Source organism: Vibrio mangrovi, from assembly GCF_024346955.1.
GTDB classification, from domain to species: domain Bacteria; phylum Pseudomonadota; class Gammaproteobacteria; order Enterobacterales; family Vibrionaceae; genus Vibrio; species Vibrio mangrovi.
In genome coordinates, this window is sequence record NZ_AP024884.1 from 15375 (window position 1) to 30221 (window position 14847).

At 44.4% G+C, this 14847-nt stretch carries 11 protein-coding genes; 6 read left to right on the top strand and 5 right to left on the bottom strand.

Annotation, left to right across the window (positions count from 1 at the left end; genetic code table 11):
• Nucleotides 1–84: 84 nt before the first annotated feature.
• Nucleotides 85–1197, bottom strand: coding sequence for a PEGA domain-containing protein (locus tag OCU74_RS16390; protein WP_087481764.1), 1113 nt, complete (start codon nucleotides 1195–1197; stop codon nucleotides 85–87).
• Nucleotides 1198–1758: 561 nt separating this feature from the next.
• Between OCU74_RS16390 and OCU74_RS16395 the strand changes: the two genes are divergently transcribed.
• The 5 genes from OCU74_RS16395 to OCU74_RS16415 all read left to right on the top strand — a co-directional run bounded on the left by OCU74_RS16395 (nucleotide 1759) and on the right by OCU74_RS16415 (nucleotide 8851).
• Complete coding sequence (locus tag OCU74_RS16395) at nucleotides 1759–2631, top strand: AraC family transcriptional regulator (protein ID WP_390623664.1); 873 nt, start codon at nucleotides 1759–1761, stop codon at nucleotides 2629–2631.
• Between the two features lie 332 nt (nucleotides 2632–2963).
• The gene (putA, locus tag OCU74_RS16400; RefSeq protein ID WP_087481763.1) at nucleotides 2964–6119 is read left to right on the top strand and encodes a bifunctional proline dehydrogenase/L-glutamate gamma-semialdehyde dehydrogenase PutA; all 3156 of its coding nucleotides are present in this window, start codon (nucleotides 2964–2966) and stop codon (nucleotides 6117–6119) included.
• Nucleotides 6109–6807: a 1-pyrroline-5-carboxylate dehydrogenase gene (locus OCU74_RS16405; protein ID WP_087481762.1), complete on the top strand. Its 699-nt coding sequence runs from the start codon at nucleotides 6109–6111 to the stop codon at nucleotides 6805–6807. Before putA ends, OCU74_RS16405 begins: the two co-directional genes overlap by 11 nt.
• Before the next feature lie 105 nt (nucleotides 6808–6912).
• Nucleotides 6913–8403: a sodium/proline symporter PutP gene (gene putP / locus OCU74_RS16410; RefSeq protein WP_087481761.1), complete on the top strand. Its 1491-nt coding sequence runs from the start codon at nucleotides 6913–6915 to the stop codon at nucleotides 8401–8403.
• A 205-nt stretch (nucleotides 8404–8608) separates the two neighbouring features.
• On the top strand, nucleotides 8609–8851 hold the full coding sequence (locus tag OCU74_RS16415; protein WP_087481760.1) for a hypothetical protein: 243 nt from the start codon (nucleotides 8609–8611) through the stop codon (nucleotides 8849–8851).
• 191 nt (nucleotides 8852–9042) lie between these two features.
• Here OCU74_RS16415 and OCU74_RS16420 read toward each other — a convergent pair whose 3' ends face one another.
• The 3 genes from OCU74_RS16420 to OCU74_RS16430 form a co-directional block, all read right to left on the bottom strand.
• Nucleotides 9043–9579 carry an MltR family transcriptional regulator gene (locus tag OCU74_RS16420; protein ID WP_087481759.1) on the bottom strand — a complete coding sequence of 179 codons (537 nt, stop codon included), beginning with the start codon at nucleotides 9577–9579 and terminating at the stop codon, nucleotides 9043–9045.
• Between the two features lie 66 nt (nucleotides 9580–9645).
• Nucleotides 9646–10791 carry a mannitol-1-phosphate 5-dehydrogenase gene (locus tag OCU74_RS16425; RefSeq protein WP_087481758.1) on the bottom strand — a complete coding sequence of 382 codons (1146 nt, stop codon included), beginning with the start codon at nucleotides 10789–10791 and terminating at the stop codon, nucleotides 9646–9648.
• 64 nt (nucleotides 10792–10855) lie between these two features.
• Nucleotides 10856–12748, bottom strand: coding sequence for a PTS mannitol transporter subunit IICBA (locus tag OCU74_RS16430; RefSeq protein ID WP_087481757.1), 1893 nt, complete (start codon nucleotides 12746–12748; stop codon nucleotides 10856–10858).
• Between the two features lie 603 nt (nucleotides 12749–13351).
• Here OCU74_RS16430 and OCU74_RS16435 point away from each other — a divergent pair.
• A complete protein-coding gene (locus OCU74_RS16435; RefSeq protein WP_087481756.1) occupies nucleotides 13352–14308 on the top strand; it encodes a M23 family metallopeptidase in 957 nt (318 codons plus the stop codon).
• Between the two features lie 73 nt (nucleotides 14309–14381).
• Here OCU74_RS16435 and OCU74_RS16440 read toward each other — a convergent pair whose 3' ends face one another.
• Nucleotides 14382–14738, bottom strand: a complete 357-nt coding sequence (locus tag OCU74_RS16440) for a DUF413 domain-containing protein (RefSeq protein WP_087481755.1) — start codon at nucleotides 14736–14738, stop codon at nucleotides 14382–14384.
• Between the last annotated feature and the right edge of the window lie 109 nt (nucleotides 14739–14847).

Sequence of the window (14847 nt, forward strand, 5' to 3'; positions counted from 1 at the left end):
CATATATCAATAACTTACAGACAAAATGGCGTCATAACCATATCTTTGTGAATCGTAGCAAAAAAATAATTCACAAATTGGCATTTAGCTTTGCTTATTCGGACGAAGTTTAACCCATACCGTATCATTACCATTGACGGTGATGACCTGGTTATATGTTTCATATCCGTCTTTGGACACGGTAAACTGATGACGGCCGTGTGGAAGAACAATTTCTACCGGTGTACTGCCATAGCTCACACCGTCAATGGTAACTGAGTCCTGATACTGATCAGAACGGACGGTAACATTCGCCCACTGTTTTTCCTTTTTCGGTGTATAGTTTTTCTGTCCCTGCAGGCAATATCTTGTCGATACTCCCAGCAATTTACATCCAGCGGTTGCTTCTGGACGAGCCTGAAGCTGAGCCTGGATTTTGGTGTAGTAGTCGTTGTTGCCCTGAAAACCACTGGACAGGATCTGACTATCCTGAATCGAAACATTCAGATCGACATTTTTCAGATTCTGCTTGGCGATCACAGATTCGGTCAGGTTATCAAGCAAGCGGTCCTGAAATGCGGAGACTGCTTTCTGTTTAGTCAGATAAACTCCCTGACTGGAACATTCACCGAGTGTCATCGTGGTTGAACAGGTTGTTTTGTAACTGGCTTCCAGCGTACCACTATCCATTAATTCGGCATTGATACGTTTGACCCGGGCTTCAACTCTCGATTCTTTCAGATTATCAAACTCACTTTTCAGGCGAGCCTGCTTCTGTTTGAACTGAGATACACGCATTTCACTTTCGGTGATTGCCTGCTCATTATCCAGACGGGCAGATTGATTCTGCTTTAAGTCATTCCAGACTTCCTGATATTTTTTCTGGAAGGTTGCTAAATCGATATCCGGATCTTCAAGGAGTTGACTATACTGTTTGTCCAGATCTGATTTAGCCCGGTTTCTCTTTGTTTCCAGACTATCTCCTTCGCGTTTCAGACGGTCCTGATCATTTTTTAACTGCTGAAGTTTTGCGATCTCCGCGTCATATTTTGATGAAATAGACTTCATTTCATCTTGTTTTGTATCTATTTTTGCATCAATAGCCGCAACAGGATCTGTCTGTGCCTGTGCGACATTTGCTTCGTCAGCATATACAAATGCTGGTCCCAAAAGAGGGCTGAGCGCCAATACGAGCGCTGGGATGTGACGTACTATCATAGGTCCCTGCAACAATTTAACGTTTAGCCACAGTAACTCTGTGGAGAAGACAATGACTCGACAACTAGAGAAATAATGGAGTAGCTGTCTCATAATTCTTACTCTATTAGAAGCACGAATGAAACAAAATGCAACTTAGGTCTCTGATTTTGTATATTTTACACGTGCCATTTCCATTTTGAGCCGAATGAGAAAATATGCAAGTCTTTCACCTCAATCTCTGCTCTAGTTTTGCGCTTGAACAAACACTCTCCGTAATTTATGTGCACTTGATCATTGTTCCGGGAATTGTTCAAACGGTCGATGCCATGCTTTTCAGCGACAGATCGACATGCCCTAATATACATGAACGGCAATTATTTTCACGGAATTCGTTACGGATTTGAATTCATCACTTCTGATAATCATCTGTATGCTTATTGATTTGCTCTGTTTGAAAAAATAGCGGTTTTGAGTTAAAAATCTACTATTCGTTTTGTTAGTATTTTATTCGTGTTGTTAATACTGGGGTGTGTTGACCTTTCGTGATGGTTTTTGCAGCTGATTGAACAAAACTCAACCATGAAAGATCAACGCGCCCTAATGTTTCACCGGATATTCTGGGGAGAGTGTGTGGTGTCCGTTCAGGAAGAAGCTTCCCGATTTGCGTCCAGTCAAATGTCTATACCAAAACCTGCTGAAGTGATGACTTTGCCTTCCGGTATGGATTGTCATGCTCACCGTTATACACAAATTGTGGTGTGTCTGAGTGGGATGACGGAGTTTGAAATCAGTGGATATGGTAATCGGGTTGGCCCGGGTCAGGGATGCATTGTGCTTGCCGGTGCCAGTCATGCCTTCGGTGGTATTGCCGATAGTGCCGATATCATGGTTCTTAATCTTCCGGCACCTTCGTCAGAATCACCGGTTTATCTGCAACAGATAAACGATTTATCTCATTCGCAAAGCTACTTTTGTCTTGATGAACCCTTTAAAAATCTTATTCGGATTCTGGGACAAGAGATAACTTCATCTCCGGATGATAAGCTGTTGAGCCAGGCTTGCCATGATACTCTGGTTTCTATTTTGCCCCGGCATATGACCGGCTATGTTCCGCGGCAAAGAGAATCCAGATTCGATATAGAAGCCATTGACCATTATATCACACGCCATATCGGGCAGCCGATTACGGTTGCTCAGCTCGCCGGGAGCGTTTTTCTTGGGGAAAGTCAGTTTCACTCACATTTTAAAGCAGTTACGGGAATGACTCCCTATCAATATGTTTTAAATAAGCGGGTTGAAATGGCGAAGTCGCTGATCGAGCAGGGAAGATATACACTAGGACAGATAGCAGATATTACCGGGTTTTCTGGTCAGAGTACGTTTTCTCATGCATTTATCCGGCAGTTAGGATTGTCGCCGTCTGCATATAAAAAACGCTGTCAGGTTCAGTAATCTATTCTGAGCAGAAAGAGACCTGTTTTTCGGATTCTGCTTAATCCCTTTCATTTGTTTCGTAATCAGCTTATTGATGAAGTGCGCTGACTACATTCCAATATTCTTCTCAAATGTTTTTCTTCTGTCATAAATGTTTTTGTCTTTTTGCTCATTAGCTAAAAAAACATGTCGATATTTTATTAAAATTGATGTGATTGTGTTTTTAATTTGTTAAATATCGGAGTTTTTCGCAAAAAAACCGGAGTTTTTGACAAGTAAATCACTGATGCCCAGAATACACTGCTAGCTATTGTAAAAAGCCCGTTCGGGATGAGGTTGAGGAAAGACGCATGTTTACAGCAAATGATGTGTTGAAGTCGGAGTTTGTCGAGCAGCCGTTGGACAAGCTTTGGACACTGATCTCGCCATTATATATGGCTGATGAATCGCAATGGCTGCAGGAGTTGTTACCACTTGCAACACCGACAGAAAACGAGAAACAGGAAATTACAGAAAAAACGACCCGGTTGATTGAATCGATCAGGGCCGACAAAAGATCAGTACAGATGATCGATGCGTTGCTTCTGGAATACAGTCTGGATACACAGGAAGGTATTTTACTGATGTGTATTGCCGAGGCTCTTATGCGGATACCGGATGCTGAAACTGCCGACGCATTTATCAAAGACCGGCTCAGTGTTGCCGACTGGCGTTCTCATCTGAAGCATTCCGACTCAGTTTTTGTGAATGCTTCAACCTGGGGATTGATGATTACCGGTAAAGTTCTTGAATTACCAGACATGCACAGCACCAGCCCGATGCAGGCATTAAACCGACTGGTGAACCGATTTTCTGAACCGGTTATTCGTAGAGTGATGCATCAGGCGATGAAAGTGATGGGGCGTCAGTTTGTTCTTGGGCAGTCAATCGATGAAGCGCAGAGAAACGGGCAGTCGATGCGGGAGAAAGGGTATACCTATTCCTTCGATATGCTTGGTGAAGCAGCACTGACCATTGCTGATGCCAACAAGTATTGTCAGGACTATCTCTCAGCTATTGAATCAGTTGGGAAAGCATCCGAAGCAGGTTCTCTTCAGTCTTCTCATTCCGTGTCGATTAAATTGTCTGCATTGCATCCACGTTATGAAGCAGACAATCAGGAGCGGGTGATGACTGAACTGCTGGCGACGCTGGTTATACTGGTCCGGCGTGCCAGAGAATTTGATATCGGAATTACCATTGATGCAGAAGAAGCCGATCGGCTGGAACTGTCTCTGGCACTGTTTGAAAAATTATACCGTCATGATGTTAACCGGGGTTGGGGCAAGCTTGGTATTGTTGTTCAGGCCTATTCAAAACGGGCTTTACCCGTGCTTACCTGGCTGACCGGGCTGGCGAAAGAGCAGGGGGATTTAATTCCGGTCCGTCTGGTGAAAGGTGCCTACTGGGACAGTGAGATAAAATGGTCACAGCAGCGAGGTTACTCCGGCTATCCGGTGTTTACCCGTAAGGAAGCGTCGGATGTTTCTTATCTGGCCTGTGCCCGCTTTTTATTGTCGGAACATGTTCGCGGTTTTCTGTTTCCTCAGTTTGCCAGTCATAATGCCCAGACCGTTACTGCTGTTGCTGTCATGGCTAAGCATAATGATTATGAATTCCAGCGCTTGCATGGTATGGGCGATGCTCTGTTTCATCAAGTGATGGCAACGTACCGGCCGGCAATAAGAATCTATGCTCCTGTCGGTCATCATAAGGATTTACTGCCTTATCTGGTGCGGCGTTTACTGGAGAATGGCGCAAACAGTTCTTTTGTTCACCGTCTGGTGGATGCCCGTTGTCCGATTCATTTACTGAACCAGCATCCTGCTGAGGCTCTGCGAGAGTTTGAGACGCTGCATAATGCATCTATTCCGCTACCACCGGGAATATATCCGGATCGTAGTAATTCTCATGGGATCAATATTGATATTGCCAGCGAAGCAACTCCCTTTAATGAAAAGGTATCTGAATATCTGAACCGACAATGGCATGCTGCTCCTGTCATTGGTGGGGAAGATCGATTCGGAAGCATGATCAAGGAGAATGCTTCACTGGTTTCCGTAACAGCACCTTATGATCGCCGGATTGAAGTCGGAAGAGTGATCATGGCAGATGCAGAACAGATTACGGAGGCGATCAGTATTGCGCAGACATCATTTCCGCAGTGGCAGAAAACCGAGCTTTCGGTCCGTTCGGCGTACCTGATGCGCTTTGCAGATCTGTTGGAAGCGCATCTGGAGGAATTTGTTGCACTGTGCCATCAGGAAGCCGGCAAAACGGTGCATGACAGTATTGATGAAGTCCGGGAAGCAGTTGACTTCTGTCGCTATTACGCTTGTCAGGCAACGCAACTGACTCCGAGGCTCAATATTGGTTTTGATGGTGTGGAACGGGTTATCCAGCCTCGGGGTTGTGGTGTTTTCGTCTGCATCAGCCCATGGAATTTTCCGCTAGCAATTTTTGTCGGGCAAATCGCAGCAGCATTGGTTTCCGGAAATACGGTCATTGCAAAACCGGCAGAGCAGACTTCGCTCATCGCATTTCGTGCTGTTCAACTGCTGTTGGAAACGGGGATTCCTTCCGGGGTTATTCATCTATTACCATGTGTTGGTAGCGAGAGTGGTCACTTACTTACATCACATCCGCATATTGCTGGTGTTGCGTTTACCGGTTCGACCGGAACAGCCCAGCGTATTCATCAGACATTAGCTAAGAGAGAATGCGATCCGGTTCCTCTGATTGCTGAGACCGGCGGGCAAAACGCCATGATTGTTGATAGTACAGCGCTTCCTGAACAGGTTGTGAGAGATGTTCTCCGTTCGGCGTTCGCTTCTGCCGGGCAGCGTTGCTCGGCGCTACGCGTATTGTTTATACAAGAAGATGTTGCCGAACGGATTATTACATTGATTCAGGGAGCAATGCAGGAGTTGTCTGTTGGCAATCCTTGCTGTCATTCGACAGATGTTGGTCCGGTGATTGACCAGACTGCACGGAATAAATTACTGGCGCATATTACCGAGATGAAGCAGACCCAGTCTCTGATCGCGGAGCTGGCATTAGATGAGGCGTGTTCTCATGGCGATTTCGTGCCGCCGACTGCTTTTGAAATTAATGGGATTGAATGCCTGAAAGAAGAACATTTCGGACCAGTGTTACACATTGTCCGTTACCGGGCAAAAGACTTGCCACAGGTGGTTGAGCAAATCAATCAGACCGGTTTTGGACTGACATTGGGTATCCATAGCCGGAACGAAACAACCTACCGGTGGATTGAAGCGCATACCAGAGTCGGAAACTGTTATATCAACCGTGATCAGGTTGGCGCCGTTGTTGGAGTTCAGCCCTTTGGAGGGCAGGGATTATCCGGAACCGGCCCTAAAGCTGGCGGGCCACACTATCTTTATCGGTTTACCCGTCCTTTCTATAGTGAAACGTCGATAAAACAAGGAGGACGTCATGGCGAGTGAAGCAACTTATTTTTCCGATGCATCTTTAGCATGGCAACACTGGAATTTAACCGATTTCATTTATAGAAGTGAGTATTTACTTCGTTTTGCTCAGTTTCTGGAGAAAGATTCCACCGATTTAGCCAAGGTTGTTAAATATCATCTCAACTGTGCAAGAACTCTGATTGCTGAGCCACTGCTTCTGGCTGGACCAACCGGAGAAACTAATGAACTTTACACTACCGGGCGGGGAGTCACGGTTATTGCTCAGATGCAGATGGAAAACGGTGCTCTACCGGCTGTGATGGCTCAGTTATCTGCGGCTTTAATTGCTGGTAATAGTGTGGTGATTTGTTCTGACGATACCGTGCTGAGAGCATGTTTATCAGCCGCGTTCGAAGAAAATTGTTTTCCAGTCAATCTGGTGCAAGTAATTGCGGCTGATCTCTTTCATCCAATACTTGCACATGATGTTCGTCAGGTTGGGATGATTGGTGACCGGCAGGATGCGCGCAGGGTGAATCTGGCACTGGTACAACGTTCCGGTGTGATCATTAATCCGGTTATTGAAACTGATTTAGACATGCTTCCGGTGGCTCATGATTCTGCCCTGGTATTACGTTTTGTTACGGAACGTACCCGAACCATAAATATAACAGCGATTGGGGGAAATGCTTCCCTATTAGAAATGGGAAGCGCGAACCACTAGAATCCGCTTTTTTGTTTCTGATTCCGGACGTATTTCAGTCATCTGTGCAGAGATACGTCTGGAGAAGAACAGGGAAGGCGATCGATATAAAAAGAGGAGTGAAATATGGAAAATAGCTTTGCTATTACAACGACCTTTATCGTATACCTCGTAATGATGTTAGCGATAGGGGTATATGCATACTTACGAACGAAAAACTCAACCGACTATTTTCTCGGAGGGCGATCACTGGGTCCCTGGCCTGCGGCTTTGTCAGCCGGAGCATCCGATATGAGTGGTTGGTTGTTGCTCGGACTGCCGGGTTACGCTTATGCAGCTGGATTAGAATCATTGTGGCTGGCCGGAGGGTTACTCCTTGGAAACTGGCTGAACTGGTTGATCGCAGCAAAGCGGCTCCGGACTTACAGTATTACGACCGATGCTATTACAATCCCTGAGTTTTTATCCCGCCGCTTTAATGATCAGTCGAAGTTGATTCAAACAATTTCTGCATTTTTCATTCTCTTATTTTTCCTCTTCTATACCAGCTCTGGCCTAGTTGCTGGTGGGAAACTGTTTGAAACAGTCTTTGGTCTGGATTATTCCACAGCGGTGATTGTCGGTACGGTTTGTGTCGTCTCATATACATTATTTGGTGGATTTCTTGCGGTTGCATGGACCGATCTGGTTCAGGGACTCTTGATGGCTGCAGCTTTATTAATTGTGCCGATTGCTGCAATGCAAGGTGGGTTCGGAGATTTAAATGATAGTCTGGCCCACATTAATCCGGAATTATTGACTGTCTGGCAAGGAATTGATGGCAAGCCATTATCTGCTATTGCGATTATTTCTCTGGCTGCCTGGGGATTAGGTTACTGTGGTCAGCCACACATTCTGGCCCGTTTTCAGGCGACTCGCTCGAATAAAGATATTGGTGCCGCCCGCCGGATTGCGATCGGTTGGACTGCACTAGCCATGTTTGGTGCAATCATGGTCGGTCTTGTCGGGCTGGTTTATACCACAAACCATCCGACACTGACGCTGGCTGATGGAGAAAAGGTTTTCATGCTGTTGGTGAATGCTGTTTTCCATCCTGTAATGGCTGGAATTCTACTGGCTGCGATTCTGGCGGCTATTATGAGTACGGCGGATTCCCAGTTGCTGGTATGTTCATCGGCATTGGCAGAAGACTTCTATAAGCAGGTCATTAAGAAAGACGCAACATCTGAGCAGATTGTCCGGGTTGGTCGTATTTCTGTGATGGCAATTTCTATATTAGCACTGATCCTGGCTATGACACCGGAGAGCTCAGTTTTAGGGTTGGTTTCTTATGCCTGGGCCGGTTTTGGTGCAGCATTCGGACCTGCCCTGGTGATGAGCCTGTTTTGGTCTCGCATGAACCGTAATGGCGCATTAGCTGGAATTATTGTTGGTGGCGTGACTGTTGTTGTCTGGAAACAATTGGCCGGCGGCATTTTTGATCTTTATGAGATTGTTCCGGGGATGGTGCTGTCCACGATCGCCATTATTGTTGTGACATGGCTAAGTCGTGAACCCGATCAAACCATTCGATCACAGCATTCAACGTTCTTAAAACAACTCTCAGAGTTGGATTAAAACACTTTGATAACAGGCCCCTCACTAAAGAGGGGCTTTTTAGTGATATTGTTATAGATATGAACGGGAGTATAGGATTTGGGAATAATCAATAATTTTTTAGTGATCCATGTCACAAATGTGGTGTTGAATTTTGAGAAAATGTTTCTATATGGATAAATACTCTTATTATTGATATTAGGTAGTTTACTTGATGAGGTCTGTCATGTCTGAAGCATATTGTCCAGTGTGTCGTAAAGTTACACCACACAAATCGATTATGCGGCGTTGCCAGACTGAACGTTGTACGAAGTGGCAGGAGATTCAGTTATTTCTGTCCTTACTGATGCAGGGTCATCATTACTACAAGATGGAAAGGCAATGTTTTTGTCGTGTATGTAATCACCAGAATACCAGAGCGGTACTTCCTCTTCATAACAACTCCCGCAACGAGCCAAGAGTTTCTTAGTTAAAGCAGCTCTCCCTAACTAAGGTTTCACCGATCATTCTCTTTACAGTGTAAATCTGTGTGGCCAGTGTCGGTCATCTTTTGACGTTATCTGTACTTTTTAGAGAGACTCCCCACATCTGCTCTTCGAAGAGTCTCGTAGATGGGACATTAGAAGCGCATCGTAGCACGGGATGTCCCCGGTTGGCGTGCTACGTAGTAAAAGGGCTTTCAATATTGAGCGTATTGCAGATATCAACAATTGCGAGCGACAGACTCGATTTAATGACTTGCTGCTGACGATTCAACTGTAGCTGATAAAACGCTACATCTGCCTCTTCATCAATCATTGGTGGGGTAAGCTGCAGTATTCCCATTTGACTGAGAGCGCTGATTTTTTTGATTGCATCTAGTATCTTCGGATCCGTAAAGTGATACTCGGTTCCGTCTTTATTTAGTTGATTTCTCAAACGAATAATTGTTTCTATATCATGATAAACCGCATCTGGTATCACTCCCAATCCGAACAGAAGCTTTATCCGTACACTTAAATTGCCAAGTGGCCCGGAAGATTCCAGTAAAGGATTGATCACGGCTTTTACAGCAAGATAATCACTTCGGAAAATACGCTGTACCAATGAATCAACGGACTGTTCAAAGATGTCGACAGCTGCAATAAAAAAACCTCGGACTGAAGGGGCTACATTCAGTTGCTCAATAATGTCTGCTTCGTTAATTTTCTCTACCATAAAGAAAGCATCATAGTTAAAAAGGAGGAGGGGGAAGGAGCACTCCCCCAGCCTCACTTATTATTTTTAGAGGGTGTTATAGATAGCTTCGACTTGCTTAGCCTCTTTCCCGTGTTCATCCAGATTGGCATAGTGTGCCAGAGTCGGCAGAACACCATGTTTACTCAGATATGCCTGTAAGTCGACAGCCTGAGGATCTGAAGCGTTGGTATATTTTAATGCAGCCGCGATTCCTTTCAACAGTGCTGTATTCGAAATTCCGTATTCCATTGTACCACGTAATGGTTTGATTAAACGGTCATTTTCTCCGAGTTTGCGTATCGGCTGACGTCCAACCCGTTCTACATCATCAGTTAAATATGGATTAGCGAATCTGGATAAAATTTTCTGAATGTACGCAGCATGTATTTTGCGTTCAAAATGGTAGCGATGGAGTAAAACTTCTCCACTTTCTGTCATTGCTTGTTTGACATCAGCATAGATTGTTTCATCTTCAATCGCTTCTTTAATCGTCTGATAACCTTTGAGGCAGCCCAGATAAGCCGTAATACAGTGTCCGGTATTGAGCGTGAACAGTTTTCGTTCCACATAAGCCATCAGGTTATCTGTCTTCTCCATTCCCGGAATATCAGGAATTTCTCCAACAAATTGCAGTTCATCAACGATCCATTCACTGAAACTTTCAACGGTTACATCCAGAATATTATCTGAGGCTTCTGCCGGAGGTACGATGCGATCAACGGCTGAATCAACAAAACCAATCAGCTCATCAGCCTTTGAGTGATATTCTTTGGCAAGGTGCTGATATACCTGCTCTTTAAGATGCGATGTACCCCGAATCATGTTTTCACAAGCGATAATATTCAGTGGTGTGCTGTTGCCGCTGTCTATCCGTTTTTGTATTCCGGTCGCGATTGTTTTGGCGATAATATCCAGAACATTTGGTCCGACAGCTGTTGTAATTAAGTCAACACAAATCATGTGTTCATAGATTTCATCACTGGTTGAGTTGACTGCTGTTACATTTTTGACCGTTTGTTGCTGACACTCAGAACCGACAACTTTAACCTGATACTGTCCGTCTTGTTGCAGCTTTTGAACAATTTCCTGATTGACGTCTGCAAAGATTACGTAGATTCCGGCATCTGCCAGAAGTTTGCCAATAAATCCCCGTCCGATGTTACCGGCACCAAAATGAATTGCCTTTCTCATAGACTTTTACCTACAAATTAAAAACAAAGAAAAAGCAGAGGCTTTTTGCCTCTGCTTATGAAAGTTATGCAGTCGTATTACCCAACACTTCTAAAATGGCGTTGACGTCATTGGTTGAAGTGAGGGTTGCAATCGCATCCGGATCATCGAGCGCATTGGTGATCATGGTGATTACACCAATATGTTCATCATTCTGCGCTGCGATGCCGATAACCAGTTTGGCGATGTCGTCTTCGTCATCTGTAAACTGGACTCCTTCCGGGTATTGGCAAATGACGATTCCTGTTTTCAGGACGCGATCTTTTGCCTCAACCGTGCCATGCGGTACTGCGATGGATTCACCCAGATAAGTGGACACCATGTTTTCTCTTTCAAACATGGCATCGATATATCCGGGATCTACATATCCAAGCGCGACGAGTTGTTCTCCCGCGTAACGGATGGCTTCTTCTTTGTTGTTTGCTTTTAGGTTTAAGTGAATATTACGGGCTTCAATTTGAAATGCCGGCGTGACTTCAGTATCTGCAGCAGAGGAAACCGCAGTTGCTTGACCGGCATCAGGCTTTTTTATTTCATTGACGAGATTGTTATATAGTTCATTATCCAGAAAGTTAGTTAATGAAATATGGTGTGCAGACGGGGCGTGTTTACGAGCCCGATCAGTTAAATCTTTATGAGTAATGACGATGTCAACATCCTGAGGAAGGCTGTTAATTGCCAGATTGGTGACCTGGATATCTAGTCCGGCCTCCTGTACTTTCTTACGGAGCATACTGGCACCCATGGCACTCGACCCCATTCCTGCGTCACATGCCACGATGATGTTTTGCACGCCACTTGCCGGTAGCCGGGATGCGGATGCACCTTTAGATTCTGCCTTCATATCTTGCATTTGAGAGGTTGCTTTTTCCAGAGAATCTTCGTCATCAGTTTCCTGATTTCTCTGTGTTTTCATTAGCAGTGACGCGACAGTAAATGAAACGGCAGCAGCAGCTGTAATTGAGCAGAGAACACCAAGTATCGAACTCTTCGGAGTCATGAGTAAGACGGCAAAAATAGAACCTGGTGATGCTGGAGAAACCAGTCCGGCACCAAATACGGTTAATGTAAATACACCAGTCATCCCACCAGCAATGGCTGCGAGGATCAGCCGGGGATTCATCAGAATGTACGGGAAGTAAATCTCATGAATACCACCTAAGAAATGGATAATCGTTGCACCACCGGCAGTTTGTCTTGCAGTTCCTTTACCAAAAACGATGTAAGCCAGAAGAATTCCCAGGCCCGGCCCCGGATTTGCTTCAATCAGGAAGAAAATAGATTTACCGGTTTCACTGGCTTGTTGAATACCCAGTGGTGAGAAAATGCCATGGTTGATTGCATTATTCAGGAACAGAATTTTGGCTGGTTCAACAAAAAGTGAAGTCAAAGGTAGTAAATGTGCTTTCACCAGAACATCAACACCGGCAGCAAGTGCGGTTGACAGGACTTTGACAAACGGGCCTATCAGGAAGAAAGCAATAATCGCAAAGATCATTCCGATGATACCAGCAGAGAAATTGTTCACCAGCATCTCAAAGCCACTTCTGACTTTCCCATCGACTTTCCGGTCAAATGTTTTGATTGCCCATCCCCCGATCGGGCCTGCAATCATTGCTCCCATAAACATCGGGATGTCTGCACCGATGATGACACCCATCGTGGTAATTGCACCAACGACGGCTCCGCGTTCACCACCGACAAGCTTACCGCCGGTATAGCCAATCAGGAGTGGTAATAGATAAGTGATCATCGGACCGACAAGTGCAGCCAATGTCTCATTGGGTGTCCATCCTGTTGGAATGAACAATGCTGTAATAAATCCCCATGCAATGAATGCCCCGATATTTGGCATAACCATGTTGGATAAGAACCGGCCAAAATTTTGTATCTTGACCTTTGCATCTGGTGATATCATATGGATTCCCCGTTCGATGTTCTATTTGATGTTGTTGTGTGTTACGGCTCGGCAAAGCCGTTGAATTGGATAGTTCTCCATCAATCTAACACACAACTTTTGAATTGAACCTAGAACGGGTTTTTTGTGACTTACTTCAATAAATAGTGTGGATGCAAGTGTCTTTTAAGTGATTTACATCTATTTTTTTTGCTGTAAATTTATTACAAAAAATAACACCAAGAAAAGTCAATATATTTTTTATGTGTAATATCTCATTTTTTGTAATTTGAAAAATAACTTTATGGTGATCAATGTCTCATTTTTATCAGATTTTGAATTTTGCGTGATGTTAAGTGTGATTTTGATCTCGCTGGGTTATTTGTTTTGATATAAAAAATAAATTGGCGAGAAATGTGAGGTGTGTTCTGTAATAAATATACGGAGTTTATGGCGGTTCAGCGATATGATTCAGGGCGGATTTTATTAGGTGATTTCCCCGTGATGGGAAATATTATTTATGCAATGATAAGTATATTGACCCATAATTAGTTGATTTTATCGTTTTGGGTGTGTCGGTTCCTTGTTAGAATCCTGTCAATTTTTTAAACATCAGATTGGTTAATGAAAGATAAAGTGATTTTAGCTGTTACCTCTGAACGGGGTACACGGCAGTTTCGTATTGGGCGACGTTTCTATCGGGTGTTAAAAGTAGCTGGTTGTTCGGTTGCTTTGGGGGTCTTCGTATCGACAGGAGTCATTTATTATCTGACTCAGAAGAGTCAGGCACTGGAAGTACAGTCAATGACGCTGACCGAGGAGGTTGCATCATTAACTGAATTGAAGCAAACGCTGGAATCTGACTTACAGTCCCGCGAGGAGGAGATGCAGTTAGTCTCTGATCGATTGGGGGATCTGGAGAAATTACTCGGTGTTGATAGCGGAGAAGAAAACATTATCTCAAGACTGGACGTTGCAACCATTCATTCGTCGATTCGTCTGGTGATGCTGAACCAGATACCCAGTGGTTCTCCAGTGAAACAAGCCAGAATTTCTTCTGGATATGGCAGGCGGGTTCATCCTGTGACCGGGAAAGTAAAATTTCATCGTGGGCAGGATTTTGCCGTCAACACCGGAACACCTGTCTATGCGCCGGCTGATGGTGTGGTACAAGCCACCCGTTCAAGTAGTAAAGGTTCCGGTAATTTCTTAAGATTGCAGCATTCCTTTGGTTTTTCAAGTTCTTACTCTCATTTGAATCGTTTTTCTGTACGAAGTGGTACTTTTGTGAAAAAAGGGGATTTGATTGGTTATTCAGGAAACAGTGGCCTGACTTCCGGCCCTCATCTTCATTATGAAATCCGCTTTGTCGACAGGCCTCTGAACCCCCGGCCATTTGTCGATTGGGGAATGAACAATTTTGAAAGTATCTTCACTAAAATTAAGTCAATTCATTGGGATACGCTGGTGGCTCGGGTAGAATCGAGAGTTAGTCAGCAGATGGGGATTTCATCACGAGGTACCCAGATTATTGCCGGTAATGCTAATGTTGCCGACGTTCCGGTGAGGTTTAAGGAATAGAAGAAAGACAAAGGTTCAATAAGAGTAGAGGATGAATTCTCTACTCTTGTGACTGATCTGATTTTATCGGTGATTAGCTTTCTGTTTCGATATCTGAATCATCAGTAAATTCATCCAGTGCATCGGGCTTATTTCGGCCATTGAGGGTATGAAAGCGTTTTCTTCCTCTGGAAAGACGAACGTATTTCAGCCAGACTCGTTCAAGCTTTGTTTTGGCTTTTTCGGGATGTTCCAGTACGAGTAGGAAGTGATTTTCATCTGCGTTTTCGGGCTCTAGAATACCAGATTCCAGTTGGGACATAGTTTCCCCGAACTGAATCAGCAGCTCTTCTTCTGCAAGCGTGAAATCACCTGATTTGGCAAATCCCCGTGGGAATTTTTTATTGTCGTAAAAACGTTTTTTTCCATAACGGAATTCTGTCTCAGACATATCAACCTCGTGTCAATGCAGAGTTACATTTTTGTATTGAATTACGGCGAAAGTTAGGCGTAATCTAAGCAAAAGAAAAACAAAAATTTTTTATCGTCATCATTGCGTT